General features: G+C 70.5%; 24 protein-coding genes. 17 read left to right on the plus strand and 7 right to left on the minus strand.

Annotated elements, in window-relative coordinates; all coding sequences use genetic code 11:
* The first annotated feature begins 36 nt into the window (after nt 1-36).
* Nucleotides 37-999, plus strand: a complete 963-nt coding sequence (locus tag ACH4RC_RS20505) for a NaeI family type II restriction endonuclease (RefSeq protein ID WP_398202709.1) — start codon at nt 37-39, stop codon at nt 997-999.
* Here the strand turns inward: ACH4RC_RS20505 and ACH4RC_RS20510 are convergent.
* The 4 genes from ACH4RC_RS20510 to ACH4RC_RS20525 all read right to left on the minus strand — a co-directional run bounded on the left by ACH4RC_RS20510 (nt 993) and on the right by ACH4RC_RS20525 (nt 4,680).
* Nucleotides 993-2,108: a DNA cytosine methyltransferase gene (locus ACH4RC_RS20510; protein ID WP_398202712.1), complete on the minus strand. Its 1,116-nt coding sequence runs from the start codon at nt 2,106-2,108 to the stop codon at nt 993-995. The two genes, ACH4RC_RS20505 and ACH4RC_RS20510, sit on opposite strands and share 7 nt — an antisense overlap.
* Nucleotides 2,109-2,235: 127 nt before the next feature.
* Nucleotides 2,236-3,174, minus strand: coding sequence for an NgoMIV family type II restriction endonuclease (locus tag ACH4RC_RS20515; protein ID WP_398202715.1), 939 nt, complete (start codon nt 3,172-3,174; stop codon nt 2,236-2,238).
* The gene (locus ACH4RC_RS20520; RefSeq protein ID WP_398202954.1) at nt 3,161-3,592 is read right to left on the minus strand and encodes a very short patch repair endonuclease; all 432 of its coding nucleotides are present in this window, start codon (nt 3,590-3,592) and stop codon (nt 3,161-3,163) included. Before ACH4RC_RS20520 ends, ACH4RC_RS20515 begins: the two co-directional genes overlap by 14 nt.
* 47 nt (nt 3,593-3,639) lie before the next feature.
* Nucleotides 3,640-4,680: a hypothetical protein gene (locus ACH4RC_RS20525; protein ID WP_398202718.1), complete on the minus strand. Its 1,041-nt coding sequence runs from the start codon at nt 4,678-4,680 to the stop codon at nt 3,640-3,642.
* Nucleotides 4,681-4,912: 232 nt separating this feature from the next.
* On the opposite strand from ACH4RC_RS20525, the gene ACH4RC_RS20530 reads away from it, so the two are divergent.
* The 6 genes from ACH4RC_RS20530 to ACH4RC_RS20555 all read left to right on the plus strand — a co-directional run bounded on the left by ACH4RC_RS20530 (nt 4,913) and on the right by ACH4RC_RS20555 (nt 9,690).
* Entirely contained in the window at nt 4,913-5,698 is a 786-nt protein-coding gene (locus ACH4RC_RS20530) for a class E sortase (protein WP_398202721.1), read from the plus strand.
* An 11-nt stretch (nt 5,699-5,709) separates the two neighbouring features.
* Nucleotides 5,710-5,934, plus strand: a complete 225-nt coding sequence (locus tag ACH4RC_RS20535) for a DUF3311 domain-containing protein (protein ID WP_398202722.1) — start codon at nt 5,710-5,712, stop codon at nt 5,932-5,934.
* On the plus strand, nt 5,927-7,438 hold the full coding sequence (locus tag ACH4RC_RS20540) for a sodium:solute symporter (protein WP_398202724.1): 1,512 nt from the start codon (nt 5,927-5,929) through the stop codon (nt 7,436-7,438). The genes ACH4RC_RS20535 and ACH4RC_RS20540 overlap by 8 nt, the downstream gene beginning before the upstream one ends.
* 45 nt (nt 7,439-7,483) lie before the next feature.
* A complete protein-coding gene (locus ACH4RC_RS20545; RefSeq protein ID WP_398202726.1) occupies nt 7,484-7,822 on the plus strand; it encodes a DUF6412 domain-containing protein in 339 nt (112 codons plus the stop codon).
* Nucleotides 7,823-7,914: 92 nt separating this feature from the next.
* The gene (locus ACH4RC_RS20550; protein WP_398202729.1) at nt 7,915-8,688 is read left to right on the plus strand and encodes a YidC/Oxa1 family membrane protein insertase; all 774 of its coding nucleotides are present in this window, start codon (nt 7,915-7,917) and stop codon (nt 8,686-8,688) included.
* Nucleotides 8,689-8,832: 144 nt separating this feature from the next.
* A complete protein-coding gene (locus ACH4RC_RS20555; RefSeq protein ID WP_398202732.1) occupies nt 8,833-9,690 on the plus strand; it encodes a fumarylacetoacetate hydrolase family protein in 858 nt (285 codons plus the stop codon).
* A gap of 151 nt (nt 9,691-9,841) precedes the next feature.
* Here the strand turns inward: ACH4RC_RS20555 and ACH4RC_RS20560 are convergent, their stop codons facing one another.
* Together ACH4RC_RS20560 and ACH4RC_RS20565 are read right to left on the minus strand one after the other, a co-directional pair.
* Complete coding sequence (locus tag ACH4RC_RS20560; RefSeq protein WP_398202734.1) at nt 9,842-10,327, minus strand: heme-degrading domain-containing protein; 486 nt, start codon at nt 10,325-10,327, stop codon at nt 9,842-9,844.
* Nucleotides 10,324-11,502, minus strand: a complete 1,179-nt coding sequence (locus ACH4RC_RS20565; protein ID WP_398202737.1) for a Gfo/Idh/MocA family oxidoreductase — start codon at nt 11,500-11,502, stop codon at nt 10,324-10,326. The genes ACH4RC_RS20560 and ACH4RC_RS20565 overlap by 4 nt, the downstream gene beginning before the upstream one ends.
* Before the next feature lie 55 nt (nt 11,503-11,557).
* Between ACH4RC_RS20565 and ACH4RC_RS20570 the strand changes: the two genes are divergently transcribed.
* The 7 genes from ACH4RC_RS20570 to ACH4RC_RS20600 all read left to right on the plus strand — a co-directional run bounded on the left by ACH4RC_RS20570 (nt 11,558) and on the right by ACH4RC_RS20600 (nt 18,533).
* Complete coding sequence (locus ACH4RC_RS20570; RefSeq protein ID WP_398202740.1) at nt 11,558-12,712, plus strand: ROK family protein; 1,155 nt, start codon at nt 11,558-11,560, stop codon at nt 12,710-12,712.
* 94 nt (nt 12,713-12,806) lie between these two features.
* The gene (locus tag ACH4RC_RS20575) at nt 12,807-13,676 is read left to right on the plus strand and encodes a hypothetical protein (RefSeq protein WP_398202741.1); all 870 of its coding nucleotides are present in this window, start codon (nt 12,807-12,809) and stop codon (nt 13,674-13,676) included.
* 70 nt (nt 13,677-13,746) lie between these two features.
* Complete coding sequence (locus ACH4RC_RS20580) at nt 13,747-14,514, plus strand: GntR family transcriptional regulator (protein WP_398202743.1); 768 nt, start codon at nt 13,747-13,749, stop codon at nt 14,512-14,514.
* Nucleotides 14,515-14,646: 132 nt separating this feature from the next.
* A complete protein-coding gene (locus ACH4RC_RS20585; RefSeq protein WP_398202745.1) occupies nt 14,647-15,729 on the plus strand; it encodes an ABC transporter ATP-binding protein in 1,083 nt (360 codons plus the stop codon).
* Nucleotides 15,722-16,633, plus strand: coding sequence for a 2-aminoethylphosphonate ABC transporter permease subunit (locus tag ACH4RC_RS20590; RefSeq protein ID WP_398202748.1), 912 nt, complete (start codon nt 15,722-15,724; stop codon nt 16,631-16,633). Before ACH4RC_RS20585 ends, ACH4RC_RS20590 begins: the two co-directional genes overlap by 8 nt.
* Nucleotides 16,620-17,417 carry an ABC transporter permease gene (locus ACH4RC_RS20595; RefSeq protein ID WP_398202751.1) on the plus strand — a complete coding sequence of 266 codons (798 nt, stop codon included), beginning with the start codon at nt 16,620-16,622 and terminating at the stop codon, nt 17,415-17,417. Before ACH4RC_RS20590 ends, ACH4RC_RS20595 begins: the two co-directional genes overlap by 14 nt.
* A 48-nt stretch (nt 17,418-17,465) precedes the next feature.
* Nucleotides 17,466-18,533 carry a 2-aminoethylphosphonate ABC transporter substrate-binding protein gene (locus ACH4RC_RS20600; RefSeq protein WP_398202753.1) on the plus strand — a complete coding sequence of 356 codons (1,068 nt, stop codon included), beginning with the start codon at nt 17,466-17,468 and terminating at the stop codon, nt 18,531-18,533.
* Nucleotides 18,534-18,560: 27 nt separating this feature from the next.
* On the opposite strand, the gene ACH4RC_RS20605 is transcribed toward ACH4RC_RS20600, so the two are convergent.
* Nucleotides 18,561-19,340, minus strand: a complete 780-nt coding sequence (locus ACH4RC_RS20605; protein ID WP_398202755.1) for an HAD-IIA family hydrolase — start codon at nt 19,338-19,340, stop codon at nt 18,561-18,563.
* Nucleotides 19,341-19,507: 167 nt separating this feature from the next.
* Here ACH4RC_RS20605 and ACH4RC_RS20610 point away from each other — a divergent pair, with 167 nt between their 5' ends.
* The 3 genes from ACH4RC_RS20610 to ACH4RC_RS20620 all read left to right on the plus strand — a co-directional run bounded on the left by ACH4RC_RS20610 (nt 19,508) and on the right by ACH4RC_RS20620 (nt 22,484).
* Nucleotides 19,508-20,149, plus strand: coding sequence for a hypothetical protein (locus tag ACH4RC_RS20610; protein WP_398202757.1), 642 nt, complete (start codon nt 19,508-19,510; stop codon nt 20,147-20,149).
* 9 nt (nt 20,150-20,158) lie between these two features.
* Entirely contained in the window at nt 20,159-20,830 is a 672-nt protein-coding gene (locus ACH4RC_RS20615) for a class F sortase (protein WP_398202759.1), read from the plus strand.
* 652 nt (nt 20,831-21,482) lie between these two features.
* Nucleotides 21,483-22,484 carry a glycoside hydrolase family 6 protein gene (locus tag ACH4RC_RS20620; protein ID WP_398202761.1) on the plus strand — a complete coding sequence of 334 codons (1,002 nt, stop codon included), beginning with the start codon at nt 21,483-21,485 and terminating at the stop codon, nt 22,482-22,484.
* Nucleotides 22,485-22,503 lie beyond the last annotated feature (19 nt).

The following is a 22,503-nucleotide window of genomic DNA, read 5'->3' on the forward strand; positions in this document are numbered from 1 at the left end:
CGCCGTCATCGGCGTTCCGGCCGTAAAATGGCGCTCATGACGGTAGAGAACGACGTGTTGTTCGACGTGCACGAGCCCGCTCATGACGGTCATGCCCTGTCATCCATAGAGGACTCCGATGTGGCGCGGGTCGCACAGTGGTTCATGGCGCGCTGGAACCGTGCTGATCTTGAGGCTCGTTTCTCGCGAATTTTCCGTCAGTCGTTCGACGAGGTCCTGGACGGCCAGCGGACGGGTCGCTACGACGTGAAGGATCTTGAGAAGACGGAGAAGACGTACCTCGGCACCAAGGTGGAGATTATCTGTCGCTCCGACTTCGGCCTCCCGCGTGGGGAGCGCATGGACTATCGGATCGACGGGGTGGAAGCGGATGCAAAATTCTCGCTGGACGGCCGATGGATGATCCCGCGAGAGGCGACGGGGCACGTCTGCTTGCTAATGGCTGCCAACGACGCGAATTCGACCTTCTCCGTCGGCTTGGTGAAGATTCGTCCTGAAATACTTACGGCGTCCGGTAATCAGGACGGCAAGAAAAACATTTCCAAAGCGGGGCGCAGATCGATCTCCTGGCTCTATGAGGGTGGAAGACTGAGTCAAAATCTTCTGCTGCAGTTGGAGCCAGAGGTGCGAAGATCCGTAATGGCCGTCCCTCCGGGACAGAATAGGGTGGATCAACTCTTCAGGCGTGTTCAGGGAAGCATCGTCGATCGAAACGCCGTAGTGACTGTTGCCAAACAATTGGACGCACCGAAGCGAGTTCGCGACGCCCGGAGCCGCCTCGCCGATGAGGGAGTGGTCATCCTGGGAGCTCAGAACGAGAGCCCACGCATTGCGGAGGCACTGGATCTGCCTGTGCCGGAAAAGGGCACGTGGGTCGCTGTGCGTCTGGTTCCAGCGCCTGCCGTGACCGATCGGCGCACAGTCGTCGTGGGAGGAGAGTGCTACGCGACTGCGGAGCCGGGTGAGAAGAACCACCCGGCCCCCGAGATCCGCTACTGAGATGCGTGGATGTAAGGCTTGAGGTGTTTCGCGATGGCTTCGGCAAGCGCGGGCGGAACGGCGTTCCCAATCTGCTTGGCGACCTGAATCTTCGTGCCGCACCAAAGGAAGCTGTCAGGGAAGGTCTGTAGGAGAGCCGCCTCGCGATGGGTGATGGGGCGGTCCACCCGATGCCCATTGGGGCCCGGCTCCCATTGAGGGTGGAGGTACTGGCCCTTTTCAGGCTTGTAAAACTCGGTTCTGATCGTGACGGAAGGCTCGCTCCACTGCATCCGTCCCATCACGTCCGTAGTACCCGTCGGCTTGTTCTTCCAGCAGTTCGGAAGGAGTTCTTCCGGGAGGTTGAACCGTCCACCGCCCGGAGGGATGTGGGCGTAACGACGCAGAGACAGCTCGGTCGGAGTGCGGCCGATGTGGAGATCCGCGCTCTTGAAGATGCCGGGCACTTCCTTGCCGAAAAATGATGTGGTCGACGCGGGGAGCACGGTGGTTGCGGGCCTGTCGGCCAGCTGCTTGCCACTGAAGGCGTCGCGCACAGTGCGCCACCTCTTCAGTCCCAGAGGGTCCCCTTGGCCATGAGTCTGCTCGGGCAGGGGGATCTTTCCGATCCGCGAACCGATGACGATCGCCCGCTTGCGTCTCTGTGGTGCGCCGTAGTTGGCAGCCAGTAGTAGACCGTAGGTCAGTTCGTATCCCTCCAGGAGTCCACCGTTGACCTCTGCTTGCAGCAGGTCGAACTCGGAGGACTTCAGGAATCGATCGACGTTCTCGATGACGAAGACCTTGGGGCGGGCGTGACGAACGAAACGGATGTATTCCTTCCACAGCTTGTTGCGTGGATCGTTCACGTCACGCGTGCCCAGGTTGGAGAAACCCTGGCAAGGGGGGCCTCCGATGATCAGGTCTGCCGTGGGGATCTCCCTGTTCTCGACCTGGGCGATGTCTCCCCAACGCATGTGAGACTCGCCGAAGTTAGCCGCGTAGGTAGCCGCAGCGTGGAGGTCCCATTCGACAGCCATGACCGGTTTGTACCCCTTTGCCGCAACAAACCCCGAGGTCATGCCGCCGCAGCCTGCGAACAGGTCGATCATGGAGATGCGCTTTGCCATGCTCGACAGGTTAATCGGAGGGACTGACAGTTGTCCTTGATGGCCGTGTGACTTGCGGCGGGTGCAGTGCGAACCGGCCGAGTGATGGGTGGCGAGGGGCAGGGGTGGTGGCCCCTCGCCGGATCCGTCAGAGCGTCGCTGTGTAGCTCCGGAGCTCGTCGTAGTCACGAACTCGCCTTTGGTCGCACAGGCGGCGGAAGTTGTCGCGAATGCCGAGGCGTCCCTTGCGTTTGGTCCCGGAGCAGTAGTCGTCGATCGCCTCGGTGAGGGCCGGGAGGTGGAGGTGGTAGACGCAGTCGACATCGCCGGAGCCGCGGCCGAGGAGGGCCAGCATCGATGGCCGGGGCTCCATGGTCACCGTGGCGAAGTGAGGCATGCGCCCTCGCCGCAGAGCGGCCATCTTCGCTCCCTGGCTTCGGCAGTCCTGAGCCCTGTCGGTTCTGAGGGTCCACTTTAAGGAGAAGCCGGCGAGTAGGTGCTGAAGTGGTGTGCTCGGGTCGACCTTGTTCTCAATGGTTCGCGAGACCGTGACGTCGAGTTTGAGGAGGGACTCCTGGCCGAGGACGTCCAGCAGGTCGCGTCTCCGATCTTCTGCGCGTTGCACTTCGCTCCGTATGCGCACCAGATGTTCTTCCAGGCGGGCGCTGAGCTCGGGTTCGATCTTGTTGCGGGCGGCGTAGGTTTCCAAGTCTGCGATGGCGCTGACCACGTCCTTCGCCATGTTGCTACCGAGTTCTTTGGTGACGTTGAGGTGCAAGAATTGCTCGAAACGAGGGAAGGCCTTCTCGGGCTCGACGGCGAGGTCTAAGTCCTGCGCCGAGAAATAGTTGGCCAGGTCGGCTGTCATGAGCTCCGACATGTAGTTGCCGACAGCTTGACTAGGTGGTGCCGAGTTGCGACTGATCCCCATCGCATCGAAAAATGTTGTGCCAAGCTCTTTGGATTGTGTGTCGTTTGCGTCGGACGTGTTGGGGCGTCCGTCGCGGTAACCGCATATCGAGGTGATGAAAGGGGCGGGCATTTTTCTCCAGCAATCCGAATCGGACATCAAGTCAAAGCGTGCCACGCCTTGCTTTTCGGTCTTCGTGGTTCTTCACCTCGACTACCGTGGCTGCGACGGTTTGCACATCCTCATGTTCCCAGAAGCGTAGGACGATCCATCCTTCTGATCGAAGATGTTCCGTCGTCTCGATGTCCCGTTGCATGTTTTTGTCCAGCTTGGTGCGCCACCAATCCGCATTGGACTTCGGGTGGGTGGCGTGATCGGGACATCCGTGCCAGAAACATCCGTCCATAAAGACGGCAATCTTACTTTTGGGGAAGGCGATGTCGATGGTCCGACGAGACATGCCAGGGACGCGGAGGTTGACGCGGTAGCGAAAGCCTGCCCTGTGCAGCAACGTACGAACTGCAAGTTCCGGGGCAGTGTCTCGCGAGCCCTGGCGGCTCATGCGGGTCGAAACGGAAGGGGAAGACGGGATCATGCGAGGCACAAGACGATTGTGCCGGCCTGCCGGGGGTGCCGGAATGCCTAGGCCCCGCCCCCATGGCACCCCGAGTAAGCCGAACCCGACCCGCACCAGCAAACCGCCCCCGCCTGCGGCGGCCAGGCGATAGCCCGCCCCCGCGCAGCCAGCGTCGTAGCGTACTGCGGCAGCAGCGACGCCTCGCCCGGTGAAGAGGCCTCCGACGCCGCGAACGCCTCGTAGGACGGGACCGTGCCCGTGACGATGCCCAGGTTGCCCGTGCCTGATGAGGACAGTTCTCGCAGCGATGCCTCTATCGATGCCAAGTGGGCCTCGTAGGACGGGTATTCGGAGGACAGGGCCGGGTACGCCGACAGGAGTTCCGCGTATTCGTCCGACGGCCAGTGCAGAACCGCCACCGGGAACGGGCGGGAGAGGGCCTCCCGGTAGGAGCCGAGTTCCGCGTGGAGGCGGTCGATCTCGGCGCGGAGTTCGACCGGGTTGTCGGAGCCCAGGGACCAGAGGCGTTTGGGGTCGTGGAGTTCGTCGAGGGAGACCGAGGTGCGGTTGACGCGGTCGGCGAGGGCGTCCCACGCGTCGTGGTCGGCGCCGAGGAGGCGGCGGACGCGGTGGCGGCCGAGGACGAGGGAGTGGGCGGCGTACGGGAGGTCGCCCGAGTCGCGCTCCGCGGAAGGGACGAGGAGTTCCAGGGCCTCCGTGAACGTCTCGTGCGCCGGTTCCAGCTCGTCGTGCGCTTCGAGGGACTCGGCGATGATCACCCAGGGCGCCGGGTCGCGCGGGGCCGACGCGCGCAGGCCCGTGATGATCGCCTGGGCCTCGGCCTCGTGGCCGTACTCCCAGAGGTTCGCGGCCTTGAGGGCGCGGATCAGGGCCGGGTCGTGTACGTCCTTCGCGGCCAGCAGGGCGTCGTAGTGGGCCGTGGCGCGGTCGCGGACGTCGGCCAGTTCGTAGTGGGCGGCCGCCTGGAGGAGCAGCGCTTCCGCGTCCTCGGGGTACATGGCCGCAGTGCGTTCCAGGCGCTCGGCTTCCGCTACGTGGTCGGCGTGCTCGTTCTCGGCGGGCGTGGCAGGCGTGTCGGGGCGCATGGATGACACCGTACTGCCGGACGGCTCGCGTGGGACCGTCCCCATCCGGGGGCGCCGGGCTCGGGCCCGCCCGTTCTCCCCTGCCGTGGGCCTGGTGACTTGCGGCCCCGGGATCTATCTTGCGCGCGTGCTGCAGCTACGTAGGGGACGTACGGGCGGTGGAGGACGTACGGGCGGCGGGAGTGGTCGGCCGCGCGTCGTGGCGCAAGGGCGGGCGCCACGGCGGGCGGTCGTGCGCCGCGCGCTCTGGGGCGGGGCGGAGGCCGCCGTCACGCTCGGAGTGGTGGTGCTGCTGCTCGTCGTCCATCAGCTGTGGTGGACCAATCGGCAGGCTCGGGTCGGGGCCCAGCGGACGGTCCAGGCCTTGGAGCGGGAGTGGCGAGGGCAGGGACAGGGGCAGGCGGGGGAGAGCGCCGCCGCCGGGGACGGTGCCGACAGGGAAGGGCCGGCGGTGGGTGGCGACGACCCGGCCGTCATGCCCGTCAGCCCCGGTACAGGCACGGGCCCCGGCAGCGGCAGCGGTACCGACCGAGGGCGCGTCAGCCAGGAAAGTACCGGCCCCCGATTCGATCAGGCCTACGCCATCCTCTCCATCCCCCGCCTCGGCCTGCGCGTCCCCGTCGCCGAAGGGATCAGCAAGGCGCGCGTCCTCAACCACGGCTACGCCGGTCACTACCCGGGCACCGCCCAGCCGGGCCGCGCCGGGAACTTCGCGGTGGCCGGGCACCGCAACACGCACGGGGAACCGTTCCGGTACATCAACCGGCTGCGGCGCGGTGACGCGCTCAGCGTGCGGACGCGCGAGGCGACGTACACGTACGTCGTCGACAAGACCCTCGCCCGGACGTCGGCGGCGGACGGCGGGGTCATCGGGCCGGTGCCGCGCAGCCGCGTCGCGCCGTCCGCCGGGTACGACGAGCCGGGGTACTACCTCACCCTCACCACCTGCACGCCCGAGTTCACCTCCAGGTACCGGCTCGTGGTGTGGGGGAAGCTCGCGCGCATGACACCCCGTTAGGCTCGTCGTCCGTGATCAAGCGACCGCCCCCCAGGGCTCGACGACCCCACCTGCTCTGGCTCCTCGTCCCCTTCGTGCTGTACATCGGCGCGTTGCCGTTCGTGAACCGGGTCGAGCCCGTGCTGCTCGGGCTGCCGTTCCTCTTCGTGTGGCTGCTGGCCGCGACGCTGCTCACGCCCGTCGCCGTATGGCTGACCTGGCGCGGAGATCACAAGGGGGGCCGGAGCAATGAGTGACGCGGCGGTCGCCAGCGGTCTTTTCGGCGTGTTCATGGTCGTCACGCTCCTCCTCGGGCTGCTCGCCGTACGGGGGAAGGGGCGAGGGGGCGGGCTCGCCGAGTGGTCGGTGGGCGGGCGGTCGCTCGGGCCGGTGTTCATCTGGGTGCTGATGGCGGGGGAGGGGTACACCAGCTTCAGTTATCTGGGCGCGGCCGGGTGGGGGTACAACTTCGGCGCCCCGGTCCTCTACGTCGTCGCGTACATGTCGTGCGGTTACGCGGTCGGCTACGTGGTCGGGCCGATGCTCTGGGCGTACGCGCGGCGGCACGGGCTGGTCAGCATCACGGACATAGTGGCGCACCGGTTCGGGAGGCCGTGGCTGGGCGCGGGCGTCGCGGTTCTCGTCACCGTGTTCCTGCTGCCGTACATCCAGTTGCAGATCACGGGGATGGGCGTCGTCGTCTCGACGATCTCCTACGGTGCCATCAGCCTGAACTGGGCGTACTTCATCGGCTTCGCCGTCACCACCGTCTTCGTCGTGGTGAGCGGACTCCGCGGCAGCGCGTGGGTGTCGGTCCTGAAGGACGGGCTGGTCATCGTCACGCTCGCGTTCCTCGCGATCTACGTGCCGTTGCACTACTTCGACGGCTACGGGGACTTCCTCGGGCGGCTCGTCGACGAGAAGAGCGCGTGGCTGACGCTGCCCGGCAGCGGCGGATCCCCGTACGGGAGCGGCTGGTTCGCGACGACGACCTTCCTGAACGCGCTCACCGTCGTCATCTTCCCGACCACCGTCGCCGGGTACCTGGGCGCGCGGAGCGCGGACGCGCTGCGGCGGAACGCGATGTGGCTGCCCGCCTACAACGTCCTGCTGTTCGTGCCGATGCTGCTCGGCATGGCCGCGCTGTTCGTGGTCCCCGGGCTGACCGGGGCCGAGTCGAACCTCGCGCTGCTCAAACTCGTCGTCGACTCGTTGCCGGCGTGGGCGGTGGGGGTCGTCGGGGTCGCCGCCGCGCTGTCGTCGATCGTGCCGATGGCGGTGTTCATGCTGGTCATCGGCACGATGTGGGGGAGCAGTGTCTTCTCGCTCGTGCCGCGGTGGCGGGAGTCGTCGCAGGCGCAGAAGACGTGGTCGCAGGTGGTCGTCGTGGTCGCGGGCGGTGTCGCGCTCGTGCTCACGTACGCGGCACCGAACACGCTCGTGCGGCTCTCCCTCATCTCCTACGAGGGGATGGCGCAGCTCGTGCCGATGCTGCTCGTGGGGCTGGTGTGGCGGCGGCTGAGCCTGGTGGGCGCCCTGAGCGGGCTCGCGGTGGGGGTGGGCATCGTCTGCGGGCTCGTATTCAGCGAGCACGATCCGGTGTTCGGGGTGAACGCCGGGATCGTCGCGCTCGCCGCCAACCTCGCCGTCACGCTCGTGGTGACGTACGCGTGTCCGGCGGACCGGGACGGGCGGCCCGACGAGGAGGTGCTCGCACGGGATCCGATCGGCACCGAGGCTGTCACGGCCGAGCCTGTATAAAGGGTGGAGGACGTGTACATGTACGAGGAGGGAGGAGCGCGCGGTATGAACCGGAACCACCACACCCGGACCGCCGCCCTGCGGCTGCGGCCCGCCGCGCTCCTGCTGTTCCTCGTCGTCCAGACCCTCGTACAGGCCGTCCTCGCCGACACCGGCACCCTCGCCGGGGCCGTCGCGCTCGCCGCGACCGCCGCCGCGGGCTCCGCGCTCGCCGCGTGCGCCCTGCTCGCCGCCCGTAGCGCGCCGGTCGTGCCGCGCCACCGGGTCCGTACGGCGATGCGCGACCGTGCGCAACGCACGGCCTTCCTGCCACAACGCGATCCCGACGCCTCGGGCCGCACCAGGCCCCGAGCACCGGGCCGTCTCGCCTTGACGGCCTGCTGAGCCCCTCGCCCCTCCACGCGCCGGGTCCGTAGTCCGTCACGCCGCCGAACCATCTCCGTTCCGGCACGACGAGACCCCCGGAGGGCTCACCCATGTCGTCGTTCATGTCCCTTTTCGCGAGCTTGGTCGAGCACATCGCCGACCTGCTCCAGCCGCTGTTCGACGCCTCGGCGACGGCCGCGGCGATCATCCTGTTCACCGCGTTCGTACGACTCCTCGTCCACCCCCTGTCGCGGGCCGGCGCCCGGGGCCAGCGGGAACGGCTCAAGCTGCAGCCGCGCATCGCCGAGCTGCGCAAGAAGCACAAGAAGAACCCCGAGGCGCTGCAGAAGGCGATTCTCGAACTGCACCGGGCGGAGAAGGTCTCGCCGCTCTCGGGCTGCCTGCCGATGCTGTTCCAGATGCCGGCGTTCTTCCTCCTGTACCACCTGTTCTCCAGCGGCAGCATCGGTGACGAGCCCAACGGTCTGCTCGGGCACACCCTCGGCGCGGCCCCGCTCAGCGGGAACTTCAAGGAGGCGCTCGCGCACGGCGGGCTGTTCGGGGAGCAGGGGCTGGTGTACGTGGCGCTGTTCGCGCTCGTCGCGGCCGTGGCGACGTTCAACTACCGGCGGAGCAAGGCGCAGATGGCGGCGTCGGCGGCCGCGGCGCCCGCGCTCTCCGCTGACCAGCCGCAGGTGCCCGGCATGGCGGCCATGACGAAGTACATGCCGCTGATGTCGTTCATGACGCTGTTCTCGGTGGCGTTCGTGCCGCTGGCCGCCGCGCTGTACGTCGTCACGTCCACGACGTGGAGCGCGGTCGAGCGGGCCGTTCTGTACCGGGACATGCCGTACGGGGCGGGGGCGACGATGCCCGCCGTCTGAGGGCCGGTCACCGGCCGGCCCGGTCCAGTCCGTGAACGGGGTATTGCGGACCGGACCCCTCTCTTGGAGGATCGACCAGTCCTCCGATGGCTGCAGGCCGCACCGGGTCATGGAGGCTCCTCCTAGAACAGAGGGAGTTACCGCATGAAGCTGCTGCGAGTCGGACCGGCCGGAGCCGAGCGCCCCGCGCTCCTCGACGCCGAGGGCACCCTGCGCGACCTGTCCGCACTGGTGACGGAGATCGACGGAGCACTGCTCGCGGACGACGCCGCGCTCGACCGGATCCGCACCGCCGCCGCCTCCGGCGACCTGCCCGTCCTCGACGGCGCGGGGCTGCGCGTCGGCCCGCCGGTGGCCCGGATCGGCAAGATCGTGTGCATCGGCCTGAACTACCACGACCACGCGGCGGAGACCGGCGCGGAGCCGCCCGCCGAGCCCGTCATCTTCTTCAAGGCGGCGGACACGGTGGTCGGGCCGAACGACACGGTGCTCGTGCCGCGCGGCTCGACCAAGACGGACTGGGAGGTCGAGCTGGCCGTGGTCATCGGACGTACGGCCCGCTACGTCGAGTCCCACGAGGCCGCGCTCGCCTGTGTGGCCGGGTACGCGGTCGCCCATGACGTCTCGGAGCGCGAGTTCCAGATCGAGCGCGGCGGCACCTGGGACAAGGGCAAGAACTGCGAGACGTTCAACCCGCTCGGGCCCTGGCTCGTCACCGCCGACGAGGTCCCCGACCCGCAGGCGCTTCAGCTCAAGCTGTGGGTCAACGGGGAGCTGAAGCAGGACGGGACCACCGCGGAGCAGATCTTCTCCGTGGCGGAAGTGGTGCGGTATGTCAGCCAGTTCATGACCCTGTACCCCGGGGACGTCATCAACACGGGGACGCCCGCGGGGGTTGCCATGGGGCAGCCCGAGCCCAAGCCGTATCTGCGGGACGGGGATGTGGTGGAGCTGGAGATCGAGGGGCTCGGGCGGCAGCGGCAGGTTCTGAAGCCCGCTTAGTCGCCCGGCGCCGGGGTGCGGGTTGCGCTGCCGCGCCGTAGGGGTCGCCGTCTCGTGGCGAGTCACGCGCCGTCGTGGCTGGTCGCGCAGTTCCCCGCGCCCCTGAGGGGGATGCGCACTTCGTGCGGCATCCCCCTCAGGGGCGCGCCCGTCAGGGCGTGCTTGTGAAGCGCTCCAGCGCCTCGACCACCAGTGCGTGGTCCGCCACCTGGGGGAGGCCCGAGACCACCACGACCCCCACCACTCCCGCGTCCCGCACCCTGATCGGGAAGGCGCCGCCATGGGCCGCGTACGTGTCCACGTCCAGGCGGGAGGAGTCCTCGAACGTGGTGCCCTTGGCGCGGAAGCGGCTGCCGACCAGGTAGGACGAGGCGTGGTAGCGCTCGACTACGCGCCGCTTGCGGGCGATCCAGGCGTCGTTGTCCGGGGTGGAGCCGGGCAGCGCCGCGTGGAAGAGCTGCTGGCCGCCGCGCGTGATGTCGACGGCGACCGGGGCCTGGCGCTCGCGGGCCAGGTCGACCAGGAGGGTGCCGAGAGCCCACGCGTCGTCGTACGTGAAGGAGTCCAGGACCAGGCGGCGCTCCTGCTCCTCCAGCGTCTCGATGTCCGGTGCGGAGACCGGCTGCCCGGCGCTCACAGCGTCACCGTCACACCGTCGCGGGCCGAGCGGCGGGCCGCTTCCAGGACGTCGAGCGCGTCGGCGGCCTGGGTGGCGGGGACCGGGTTCGGGGCGCCGTCGTGGAGAGCGGCGGCGACGGCGGCGTAGAACGCGGGGTAGTCGCCGTCGAGGGTCGGCTGGGGGCGGCCGCCGCCGGTCAGCGGGGACTCCCCGGCGCCGACGCGGCCCCACATCGACTCGTCCTCCACGCCCCACGGCTGCCCGGCGACGGGGCGCTCGCCGTCGCGCAGGGCCGCTTCCTGCGGGTCGAGGCCGTACTTCACGTAGCCCGCCCGCGAGCCGAGGACGCGGAAGCGCGGGCCGAGCTGGGCGGTCGTGGCGGAGACGTAGAGGTGGGAGCGGACACCGTTCGCGTGGGTGATGGCGATGAACGTGTCGTCGTCGGCCTCGGCGCCCGCGCGGCGCACGTCCGACTCCGCGTAGACGGAGACGGCCGGGCCGAAGAGGGCCAGGGCCTGGTCGACGACGTGGCTGCCGAGGTCGTAGAGCAGGCCGCCGATCTCCTGCGGGTCGCCGGACTCGCGCCAGCCGCCCTTGGGCTGCGGGCGCCAGCGCTCGAAGCGGGACTCGAAGCGGTAGACGTCGCCGAGGTCGCCGCTCTTGAGGAGCGCGTCGAGGGTGCGGAAGTCGTTGTCCCAGCGGCGGTTCTGGAAGACGGAGAGCAGCAGACCGCGCTCGTCGGCGAGCGCCGCGAGTTCGCGGGCCTCGGCCGCCGTGCCCGCCACCGGCTTGTCGACGACGACCGGCAGGCCCGCCTTGAGGGCGGCCGTCGCGATCGATACGTGCGTCTTGTTCGGGGAGGCGATGACGATCAGGTCGAGGTCGTCGGCCCGCTCCCACAGCTCGTCGGGGGAGGCGGCGAAGCGCAGCCCTTCGCCGTGCTCGGCGCGGGCCTGGGCCTGCCGCTCCGGGTTCGAGGTGACGACCGTGTCGAGGGTCAGGCCCTCGGTCGCGGCGATCAGCGGGGCGTGGAAGACGGAGCCCGCCAGGCCGTAGCCGACGAGGCCCACCTTCAGCGGGGCGCGGTCGCCTGCGGAGCTGACGCCTGAACCGCTGCCACGTGAGCTGCTGCCGCTTGAGCTGCTGTTGCCTGAGCTGCTCGTACCTGAGCTGTTACCAGTCATGCTCTCCATGGTGCCACTTAAGCAACGCTGTTGCCAAAGGATCGCCGCGAGGGACAATGGAGAGGTGAACAGCGACGCAAGGCCCACCGCGGGCGCCAACCTGGCCGCTCTGCGCGGACACAACGCGGCCCTCGTCCTCGACCTCCTGCGCACGGCGGGCGAGCACGGGATCAGCCGCCTGGAGCTCGCCGAGCGCACCGGGCTCACCCCGCAGGCCGTCAGCAAGATCACGGCCCGCCTCCGCGGCGACGGGCTCGCCGTCGAGGCGGGGCGGCGGGCCTCCACCGGCGGCAAACCGCGCACCGTCCTGCGCATGGTCGCCGGTGCGGGACACGCGGTCGGCCTGCACCTGGACCGCGACGAACTGCGCGCCGTCCTGACCGACCTGGCCGGGACCGTCGTCGCTTGCCGCCGCTCGCCGCTCGACCTCGGCGCGGGCGCCGACGCGGTGCTCGCCGCCACCGCCCGCGAGGTGGACGCCCTGCTCGACGCGGGCCCCGCCGTGGAGGGCGGGCCGTCCGCGCTGGGCGTCGGGGTCGCCGTGCCGGGGCCGCTCGACCACGCGGGCGGGGTGCTGCACCGGGTCACCGGGTTTCCGCAGTGGGACGGGTTCCCGTTGCGGGACGCGCTCGCCGAGCGGCTCGGCCTTCCGGTCGTCGTCGACAAGGACACCAACGCCGCCGCCCTGGGCCTCGCCCTCGCCGCCGAGAGCGAGCCCGCCGTGCGCTCCTTCGCCTACCTCCACCTCGGGACCGGGCTCGGCGCCGGGCTCGTCCTCGACGGCGAGCTGTACCGAGGGGCGCGCACGGGCGCGGGCGAGTTCGGCCACCAGGTCATCCAGCTGGACGGCCCGCTGTGCGGCTGCGGCAACCGGGGCTGCATCGAGGCGCTGTGCCTCGCCGCGCTCGCGGACGGCGCCCCGGAAGGCGTTCGGGAAGCGGCGCGCGTGCTCGGCGAAGGTGCCGGGAACCTGGTCAGCCTGCTCGACATCGACGCCGTGCTGCTCGGCGGCCGGGCCGTCGCCACCGCGCAGGAGCAGTTCGTAGGAGGCGTCGCCGCGGTCCTCGACGCCCGCGCCCGGCGCGAGGGCTGCGGGCCCGCGATACCGGTACGGGCGGCGCCCGGCGGAGCCACCCTCGTCGTCGAGGGCGCCGCGCAGCTCATCCTCGCCCCGCTCTTCGGCCGCGGGAACGAGGCGGCACCCGCTGGGCCCCGGTGAACATCATCTGATCGGAGGGTTGTCGTACGGCCATCGAGCCGTACGAGGTGTGGCGCGCGGGGGCGCTCCGCGCGTGCGTGGCAGATTCCCGGCCATGGTTGTCGCCGCCCGCGGGCTCGCCCCGCTGCCGCTGTTCCTGACCGTCGCCGCCCTCACGATCACCGGCCCCGTCCCGGCCACGGCCGCACCCCGCGAACCGGCAGCCTGCGAAGCGGCCCCCGACAGCCGCGACTTCCCTCTCCGCACCGAGATCCATGACGGGCCCGACAGCTATCGCCCGGGTGGTGGTTGGCAGACCTGGTCGCTCGACCTCACCAACACGACCGGGGTCACGTGCCGCGACATCCATCCGGTCCTCGTCCTCGTCGACGAGGAGCGGAGGCTGCGCCCCGGCCAGATCCGGCTCGACATCTCCGAGGGCGGGCGCGGAAGTGAGCGCCGCCGTCCCCGCCACCGTCCCGTGCCGTTCGAGAGAACCGGGCACGACGAGAGCGTGGGCGTCTTCGACAAGGGACGCGCCGGCTTCACCCTCGGCCCCGGTGAGACGGTCACCGTAAGGGTGCGGCTCGCGTTCACCGCCGACACGCGGCCCGACCACGTCGTGGCGAGCGCCGCGCTCGTGCAGCGCCGCACCGCCGACGACGGCGACTGGGTGGGGGAGTCCCGCGACTACCCGTTCGACATCGTGCCCGGTGACGGCACCGGCTCCGCCTCCGACCCGGACGCGGACGCCACCCGCCCCGGCCACGTCCCAGGCGGCCACGTCCCCGGCGGCGACGGCCACCCCCGCGACCCGGGCCACCCCCGCGACCCCGGCCACCCGCTCCCGGACCAGCTCGCCGCGACCGGCCCGACCGTCCCCACCGGCTCGCTGCTGCGGCTCTCCGGCGCCGCCGCGGCCTGCCTGGCCGGCGGCGCGGCGCTGATGCTCGGCTCCCGACGGCTGGGCACGGGCAGCCGCTGAGCCGGGGCCACACCCCGTTCACCAGGGCCTGCGACCATCCCCGTTCACCACGGTCTGCGACCATCCCCGCGTGGACTATCCGAACGACCAGGCCCCCGGCGCCCCCGTGCGCGACGGCATCCCCGAGCACGGCCGCATCCCCAAGTACTACGCGGTCAAGGCTCAACTCGTGACCCTCATAGGGGAGTTGGGCAGCGGCGAACCCCTTCCCACCGAACGCGATCTCGCCGTCCGGTACGAGGTCTCCCGCGAGACCGTGCGACAGGCCCTGCGTGAGCTGCTGCTCGAAGGGCGGCTGCGACGACAGGGCCGGGGCACGGTCGTCGCGGGGCCGAAACTGGAGCAGCCGCTGTCCCTGGCCTCGTACACCGAGGGTGTCCGGCGGCAGGGCAGGCGGCCAGGGCGCCACCTCATCGGCCTCGACCGCTTCCCGTGCCCGCCCGCGCTCGCCGCCGAGATCGGCCTGGAGCGCGGCGAACCCGTCTGGCACATGGAGCGCGTCCTGCTCGCCGACGACGAGCGGGTCGGCCTGGAGTCCACGTACGTGGCCGTCGCCCGGGTGCCGCGGCTCGACAGCGACTTCGACCCCGACTCGTCCTTCTACTCGTACGTCCACGAACGCCTCGGCATCGACTTCGGCTCGGCCGACGAACGGATCGAGACGGTGCTCGCGACCCCGCGCGAGGCGCTGCTCATCGGGGCGCCGCCCGCGCTGCCGATGCTGCTCATCCACCGGGTCTCGTACGACACCGGGGGCCGGGCCACCGAACGGGTGCGGACGCTGTACCGGGGGGACCGGTTCTCGTTCACCACACGCCTGGGCGGCGACGCGCGCTGAAGTCCGGGGCATTCAGCAGACCCGTACGTATAACAGAAACGTAACGGGTCTAGGCCAAGCTTGGGTGGCAGTTCACCGTCCCGTCGGTGTCCTGACCCCTCCGGGACACCCGCCCCGAGGAGCGTGGCCGCCGTGAGACAGCAGAGCAGCGGCATACGTTTCGACGGGGTCTCCGTCACCTACGGCGGGACCACCGCCCTCGACTCCCTCACCCTGACCGTCGAGCCGGGTGAGGTGATGGCCCTGCTCGGGCCGTCCGGGTCCGGCAAGACGACGGCGCTGCGCGCGGTCGCCGGGTTCGTGCGGCCCACCGCGGGGCGGGTGTTCATCGGCGGGCGCGACGTCACGGACCTGCCGCCGTACCGGCGCGGGATCGGCATGGTCGTGCAGCAGTACGCCCTGTTCCCGCACATGCGGGTCGAGGACAACGTCGCGTTCGGGATGCGCGCCCGCAAGGTCCCCAAGCGCGAACTGCCCGCGCGCGTCGCGGAGGCGCTCGACATGACGGGCATGGCCGCGTACGCCAAGCGCTACCCGCGCGAACTCTCCGGCGGGCAGCAGCAGCGCGTCGCCATCGCCCGCGCGCTCGCCGTCCGCCCCGACGTGCTCCTCCTCGACGAGCCGCTGTCCGCGCTCGACGCCCGGCTCCGCTCCGGGATGCTGGCCGAACTGGCGCGGCTGCACCGCGACCTGCCGGACGTCTCGATCCTCTACGTCACCCACGACCAGATCGAGGCGCTGACCCTGGCCGACCGGATCGCCGTCATGGACCAGGCCCGGCTGCGGGACGTGGGCACGCCGCAGGACCTGTACCGCAGGCCGCGCACCGAGTTCACCGCGTCGTTCGTCGGCAACGCCAACCTGCTGCCCGTGACCGTGGGCGCCGAGCCCGGTTCGCTCTCCTTCGGCCGCGCCGAACTCAAGGTGGCCCCGCAGGACCTGGCCTCCGGCGTCACCGCCACCCTCTGCGTGCGCCCGCACCTCGTCGGGCTCGGCGACGGGCCCAACTCCCTCACCGGCGAGGTCACCGAGGTGCAGTGGCGCGGCTCGACGCACCGGCTCCACGTCGACGTGGACGGCCACCGCGTCAAGGCCGACCTGCGCGAACTGCGCGAGCCGCCCGCGCTCGGCGAACGGGTCACCGTGCACTTCGCACCCGAGGACGCGGTGCTGCTCAGCGCCGGGGTCGGCGCGGGGGAGGGCTCCCATGGCTAGCGCCGCCCTCACCACGACAGCGAAAGCCGTGGTCAAGTCCCGCAGAAAGGCACCCGGCTGGGTCTGGGCCCTTCCGCCGGTCATCGCCCTCACCCTCGTCTTCCTCTACCCCCTCTGCCTCGTCGTCCAGCAGTCCTTCCGGCCCGACACCGGCGGTACGTCCTTCGCGCCGTACGCCGACGTCTTCGCCTCCGCCGCGTTCCGCGAGGCGCTGGGGACGACCGTGTGGCTCGCCGTCGGATCGACGGCCGGCTGCCTGGTCCTCGGGTTCACGCTCGCGCTGGTCATCGCGTTCGTACCGTTCCCGGGCGGCAGGGCCGTCGCCAAGTTCATCGACGTGTTCCTCTCCTTCCCGTCCTTCCTGATCACGCTCGCGCTGCTCTTCGTGTACGGGCGGACGGGCCTGGCCAACGGCGCGTGGACCGGCGTGACGGGCGCGGCCACCGGCCCCTTCCAGTTCCTGACCACGCCGTGGGGCGTGCTGCTCGCCGAGATCACGTACTTCACGCCGTTCGTGATGCGGCCGCTGCTCGCCGCGTTCTCCGGGGTCGACACCGCACAGCTCGAAGTGGCGTCGTCGCTGGGCGCGCGGCCCGCCCGCGTCGTGCGGCAGGTCGTCCTGCCGGAGGCGCTGCCCGCGCTCGCCGCAGGCGGCAGCCTCGTCCTCGTCATGTGCCTCAACGAGTTCGGGATCGTCCTCTTCACCGGCGCCAAGGGCGTCACGACCCTCCCGACGCTCGTCTACAGCAAGGCGATCCTGGAGTCCGACTACCCGGGCGCCTGCGTCGTCGCCGTCGTCAACGTCCTGATCTCCGTCGGCCTCTACGGCCTCTACCGGACGGTGAGCCGCCGCGCCGGAGCGGGCCGGGGCGCACAGGAGGTGTCCTCACGTGCTCGTGCATAGCAAGAAGGGCAAGTGGACGGCGTGGACGGTGTTCTTCGTCCTCTTCCTGCCGGTCTTCGCCCTGCCGCTCCTCGTCGTCGTCGCCGCGTCCTTCGCCACCAACTGGTCCGGCGCCCTGCCCTCCGGCCTCACCGGCAGCCACTACCAGGCGGCCACCAGCGGCGACTCGCTCACCGCCCTCACCACCAGCCTCGTCACCGCCGTCACGGCGAGCGCTCTCGCTCTCGTCGCCGGCGGCTGGGCCGCACTGGCGGCGGCCGGCCTGCGCGAACGGGGGCGGCGCGCCATGGACGCCCTGTTCATGCTGCCCGTCGCCGTACCGTCCGTGGTCGTCGGGCTCGCCGTGCTCGTCGCGTTCAGCAAACCGCCGGTGCTGCTCAACGGCACCCGCTGGATCGTGATCATCGCGCACACCATCCTCGTCACCGCCTTCACCTACCAGTCCGTCTCGGCCGCGATCACCCGCCTCGACCCGGCCTACGGACAGGCCGCGGCATCGCTCGGCGCCCGGCCCGCGTACGTCCTGTTCAAGGTGGAGCTGCCCCTGCTCCTGCCCTCCCTCACCGCGGCCGCCGGCCTCAGCTTCGCCCTGTCCATGGGCGAGTTGAGCGCCACGATGATGCTCTACCCGCCGGACTGGATGCCGCTGCCCGTGCAGATCTACGCGACCACCGACCGCGGCGCGCTCTTCACCGGCTCCGCGATCGCGGTGGTCCTCATGGCCGCGTCGCTGCTCGTGCTGCTCGCCGTGGACCGGCTGCGCACCAGAGCCTCGTACCGCTGACACCCGTACCGACACCCGCTTGCCAGCCTGCTAGGAGTCCACCTCGCCATGCCCACGCACCCGCGCAGCCTCACCACGCTCACCGCCGTCACCGGCAGCCTTGCCCTCGCCGCCACCCTCACCGCCTGCGGCGGCAGCTCGGCCGCCTCGGACGCGAAGGCCGTCACCGTCTACAGCGCCGACGGCCTCAAGGGCGAGAACGGGGACGGCTGGTACGACCAGGTCTTCGAGGACTTCACCAAGGAGACGGGCATCGAGGTCAAGTACGTGGAGGGCGGCTCGGGCGAGATGGTGCAGCGCGCCGTCCGCGAGAAGTCCAACACGCAGGCCGACGTGCTCGTCACCCTGCCGCCGTTCATCCAGCAGGCCGACAGCAAGGGCCTCCTGCAGAAGTACGCGCCCGAGGGGGCGGAGCACGTGGACGGCGCGGACAAGGCCGCAGGCGGTACCTGGACCTCCGTCGTGAACAACTACTTCGGCTTCGTCTACAACAAGAAGGAGCTGAAGAAGGCGCCCACCACGTGGGAGGAGCTGCTCGACGGGTCGTACAAGGGCAAGCTGCAGTACTCCACGCCGGGCGTCGCCGGTGACGGCACCGCCGTCGTCGTCAAGGCCATGCACGACTTCGGCGGCAAGGAACAGGCCATGGAGTACCTGAAGAAGCTCCAGGCCAACAACGTCGGCCCGGCCGCCTCCACCGGCAAGCTCGCCCCCAAGGTCGACAAGGGCGAACTCCTCGTCGCCAACGGGGACGTGCAGATGAACTACGCCCAGTCCAGGACCATGCCGAACCTCGGCATCTGGTTCCCGGGGACCGAGAACGGCAAGCCGACCTCCTTCGCCCTGCCCTACGCGGCGGGCCTGGTGAAGAACGCCCCGCACACCGCCAACGGCAAGAAGCTCCTCGACTTCATGCTGGCCACGAAGCAGCAGCAGGAGGTCAGCTCCATCGGCGGCGGCTTCGCGGCCCGGCAGGACGTCGAGGCCCCCGACGAGAACGCCATCGCGCTGGCCGCCGTGATGGACGGGGTCGAGATCTTCGAGCCCGACTGGGACGACATCGACAAGAACCTCCACACGTACGTGGAGGACTGGAAGTCGGCGACCGGCAGCTGACCGCTCCTCAGGCTTCCCGGCAGGCGCTCAGATCCGGTCGACGAGGTCCGCGATCGAGTCGACCACCTCGGTCGGCCGGAACGGGAACCGGTCCAGCTCGGCCTCGCTCGTCAGCCCGGTCAGGACGAGGAACGTCGTCATCCCCGCTTCGAGTCCGGCGAGGACGTCGGTGTCCATCCGGTCGCCGATCATCGCGCTGGACTCGGAGTGCGCCCCGATCGCGTTGAGCCCGGTGCGCATCATCAGCGGGTTCGGCTTGCCGACGAAGTAGGGCTCCTTGCCCGTCGCCTTGGTGATGAGCGCGGCCACCGAACCCGTGGCGGGCAGGACGCCCTCGGTGGACGGTCCCGTGTTGTCCGGGTTGGTGGCGATGAACCGGGCGCCGCCGTTGATCAGCCGGATCGCCTTGGTGAGCGCCTCGAAGGAGTACGTGCGCGTCTCGCCCAGGATCACGAAGTCCGGGTCGGAGTCGCTGAGGATGTAGCCCACCTCGTGCAGGGCGGTGGTCAGGCCCGCCTCGCCGATCACGTACGCGGTGCCGTCCGGGCGCTGGCTGTCGACGAACCGGGCGGTCGCGAGGGCCGAGGTCCAGATGTTCGCTATCGGCACCTCGAGGCCGATGCGGTTGAGCCGCGCGTGCAGATCGCGTGCCGTGTACATCGAGTTATTGGTCAGGACCAGGAACGGCTTGCCGGAGTCGCGCAGCTTCCTGATGAACGCGTCCGCGCCCGGGATCGGCACACCCTCGTGCATGAGGACGCCGTCCATGTCGGTCAGCCACGACTCGATGGGCTTGGGCTCAGTCATGGGGCGGGCTCCTGCCGGTGTCGAACTCGATCTGGGGACGGCCATCGTATGCATGGTTTCCCCGGGTACCCCAGGATTCGCCCGGCGGCTCTCAGGATGCGGAAACCGGCCGGACGCGTGAACCTTCCAGTGTCAGGAGGTTCACGATGCGTGCAGGACCCTTTGCCGTGAGTGCCGCCGCCGCGGCCGTCGTTCTGGGGGCCGCTCCGGCCACCGCCGACCCTGGTGACGTGGGCGGAGCTCCCGGTGACTCGCGCCGGACCGTCTCCGTCGCCCCCGCCGCCGTACGGGCGGGCTCCGACGTCGAGCTGCGGGTCGGCGGCTGCGACGGCGCCACGGGAAGGGCCCGCTCCGACGCCTTCGCCGCGCCCGGCGTCCTCGGCCCCGCCGCGGACGGGGCCGCGCTCTCCTCCGGTCGGCCCACGCTCTTCACGGAGGCCCGCGTGCGGTCGACGGTCGCCCCGGGCACCTACCGGATCCAGGTGACCTGCGGCGAGACGCGGGCCTCCGAGCACGCCGAGGACGTCCAGGCCGACGAGGTCCGGGCCGAGGGCGTCCTCCGGGTCGTCGCCGAGGGCGGGGCGCCCGCCCCCGCGCCGACGCCGACCGCGCTGGTGCACGCCGGGGGAGGAGGCGCCGCGACGCGGCTCGCCGCGCATGACGACAGCCCGCGGGCGGCCCTCTCGGACGGGCCCGGCACCCGGCACGCCGTCATCGGCCTCGTCCTCACCGCGATCGCGGCGGTCGCCGTCGCCTTCCGCACGGTCCGGCGCCGGCGGATGCCGCAGCCGCCGCGGTCCCCGCGGTAGGGGCGCGCCATGAGCGACCGTTCGCACGGCGTGGGGCGGCTGGTCACCGGTGTGGCCTGGGCGGTGGTCCTGCTCGGCCTGTGGCTGTGGGGCCGCGGCATCACCGACCTGAACCTGTCGTCGCCGACCACCGGGGACGCGGCCGCCGTCGGCCGGCCCTTCCAGGTCCAGCTGCCCGCCGCGCACGAACCCGTCAAGGCGGCGAAGCCGCAGCGCGTCGACATCGCGTCGCTGCGCGTCCAGGCACCCGTCGTCGCCCGCGGCCTGGACGGCGGCGGCGCCGTGGACCCGCCGCCCTACGACCAGGCGGGCGTCGTCGGCTGGTACGGGGGAGGGGCGCGGCCGGGCGAGCGCGGCACGGCCGTGTTCGTCGGGCATGTGGACACCGAGAAGCGGCCCGCGGTCTTCTACCGGCTGAGCCAGGCCCGGTCCGGTGACACGGTGCGGGTGGTGCGAGACGACGGCTCCGTCGTCCGGTTCACCGTCGACGACGTGCAGGTCTTCTCCCGCAAGACGTTCGACGCGCACAAGGTGTACGGGCAGCACCACGAGGGGCGCGCGGAGCTGCGGCTCATCACCTGCGGCGGCACATTCGACAGAACGTCGCGGACGTACACCGCGAACGTGGTCGTCTCCGCCTATCTGACCGGAGTGGACGAGCCACCCGGAAAATCTCCCTGACATATGCGGCACCGAGCCCGGCCGGCGGCCCGCTCCCCCCGGAGCCGCCGACCGGACTGGTCCTCGACCGCGCGCGCAGCGGATTGCGGGAGTAACCCGGCGTCGGCGCGGGAGGTTCGGAGAGAATCCATCCGGTCCTGGAGTCCTGCGGGCCGAGGTCTGGGGCCACTGGCACCGACTGTAGAACGGATGTGCCGCTCAGCCTAGGGGGCGTCTGACGCCACGTGCGAACCCGGTCACCTTTCGTAGTCACCGCAGGTGACGGGCGGTTGCCAAGCGGATCCGGACGCACCGGTACCCGAACCGCCCACAACGCGTCTCGCGGCGCGGCGCGTCCAGCCCGGGTCGGCCGCGTACGAGCCCCGCATCCGCCCCGTACCGCCTCGACCTCGGACGGACGCCGTCCGGAGTGCGTGCGCGGGTCACCGCTCAGCACGCCTTTCGGGCGCGTGTCGGTCTGCTTCTGGCAAATGCGTCTGGCATCTGCCATCTCGCCGCCCTGTACAGCGCGTAAGCATCGTGGCACCGGACACAATGTCGAAAGAGCGGGGCGAAGCCTTTGCGATCGCCGACCCACACCGTTCCGCCGCCTGACCGACGAGGGCCGTATGCCACGATTGGGGATCAGAACAGTGCACCCAAGGGGGAGTGGATGTACCGGAAACTGAGGGCCGGGGCCGTCCTCGTGGGGGCGGCGCTGCTCGTCTCCGCGTGCTCCTCGGGAGGCGGGGACGGCGAGGACTCCGCGAATGAGCCGGTGACGCAGCGGCCCAAGGGCGAGGACCCGTTCTGGGTCAACCCGGAGAGCAAGGCCGCCAAGGCCCTCGCCGGCCTGGAGAAGGACGGCAAGAGCGACGAGGCCGCCGCCGTGCGCACCATCGCCGAACAGCCCAGCGGCGAGTGGATCCTGCCGGAGAACGCGGAGAGCCAGGCGCGCGGCTTCACCGAGGCCGCGCAGAAGGCGGACCGGGACGCCCTGCTCGTCCTCTACAACATCCCGCACCGGGACTGCGGCCAGTACTCGGGCGGCGGCGCCGCCGACGGGAACGCGTACCGGGCCTGGATCGACGAGGTCGCCGCCGGTATCGGCGACCGGCCCGCGACCGTCGTCCTGGAGCCGGACGCCGTCCAGCACATGGTGGACAACTGCACGCCGCAGCAGTTCCACGAGGAGCGCTACGACCTGCTCAAAGGCGCGATCGCCAAGCTGAAGTCGCTGCCGGGGACCACCGTGTACCTGGACGCGGGGAACGCGGGCTGGGGCAAGCCGGACGCGATCCACCAGCCGCTCCAGCGCTCCGGCATCGACCAGGCCGACGGCTTCTCGGTGAACGTGTCGAACTTCTACTCCACCGACGACTCCGTGCGGTACGGCAAGGAGCTGTCGGCCAAGGTGGGCGGCAAACCCTTCGTCATCGACACGAGCCGCAACGGGAACGGGCCGTACACGGGCGGCGCCGCCGACGAGCGCTGGTGCAACCCGCCCGGCCGCGCGCTCGGCGAGACCCCGACCACCGGGACCGGTGACCCGCTGGTCAAGGCGTATCTGTGGGTCAAGAGGCCCGGCGAGTCGGACGGCGAGTGCAAGGGCGGCCCGAAGGCGGGCGAGTGGTGGGGCGCGTACGCGACGAAGCTCGCCGAGGCCAGTAAGTAGCAGCAGTGCGTGCGACAGG

This window comes from Streptomyces sp. NPDC016845, from assembly GCF_044332585.1.
In the GTDB taxonomy this organism is placed as follows: Bacteria; Actinomycetota; Actinomycetes; order Streptomycetales; family Streptomycetaceae; genus Streptomyces.

Bases quoted from the DNA above. Each gene is read 5' to 3' on its own strand.
- ACH4RC_RS20505 (WP_398202709.1), top strand. From the start codon at position 37: ATGACGGTAGAGAACGACGTGTTGTTCGACGTGCACGAGCCCGCTCAT.
- ACH4RC_RS20510 (WP_398202712.1), bottom strand. From the start codon at position 2,108: ATGGCAAAGCGCATCTCCATGATCGACCTGTTCGCAGGCTGCGGCGGC.
- ACH4RC_RS20520 (WP_398202954.1), bottom strand. From the start codon at position 3,592: ATGATCCCGTCTTCCCCTTCCGTTTCGACCCGCATGAGCCGCCAGGGC.
- ACH4RC_RS20525 (WP_398202718.1), bottom strand. From the start codon at position 4,680: ATGCGCCCCGACACGCCTGCCACGCCCGCCGAGAACGAGCACGCCGAC.
- ACH4RC_RS20540 (WP_398202724.1), top strand. From the start codon at position 5,927: ATGAGTGACGCGGCGGTCGCCAGCGGTCTTTTCGGCGTGTTCATGGTC.
- ACH4RC_RS20545 (WP_398202726.1), top strand. From the start codon at position 7,484: ATGAACCGGAACCACCACACCCGGACCGCCGCCCTGCGGCTGCGGCCC.
- ACH4RC_RS20550 (WP_398202729.1), top strand. From the start codon at position 7,915: ATGTCGTCGTTCATGTCCCTTTTCGCGAGCTTGGTCGAGCACATCGCC.
- ACH4RC_RS20555 (WP_398202732.1), top strand. From the start codon at position 8,833: ATGAAGCTGCTGCGAGTCGGACCGGCCGGAGCCGAGCGCCCCGCGCTC.
- ACH4RC_RS20565 (WP_398202737.1), bottom strand. From the start codon at position 11,502: ATGGAGAGCATGACTGGTAACAGCTCAGGTACGAGCAGCTCAGGCAAC.
- ACH4RC_RS20575 (WP_398202741.1), top strand. From the start codon at position 12,807: ATGGTTGTCGCCGCCCGCGGGCTCGCCCCGCTGCCGCTGTTCCTGACC.
- ACH4RC_RS20590 (WP_398202748.1), top strand. From the start codon at position 15,722: ATGGCTAGCGCCGCCCTCACCACGACAGCGAAAGCCGTGGTCAAGTCC.
- ACH4RC_RS20600 (WP_398202753.1), top strand. From the start codon at position 17,466: ATGCCCACGCACCCGCGCAGCCTCACCACGCTCACCGCCGTCACCGGC.
- ACH4RC_RS20605 (WP_398202755.1), bottom strand. From the start codon at position 19,340: ATGACTGAGCCCAAGCCCATCGAGTCGTGGCTGACCGACATGGACGGC.
- ACH4RC_RS20615 (WP_398202759.1), top strand. From the start codon at position 20,159: ATGAGCGACCGTTCGCACGGCGTGGGGCGGCTGGTCACCGGTGTGGCC.
- ACH4RC_RS20620 (WP_398202761.1), top strand. From the start codon at position 21,483: ATGTACCGGAAACTGAGGGCCGGGGCCGTCCTCGTGGGGGCGGCGCTG.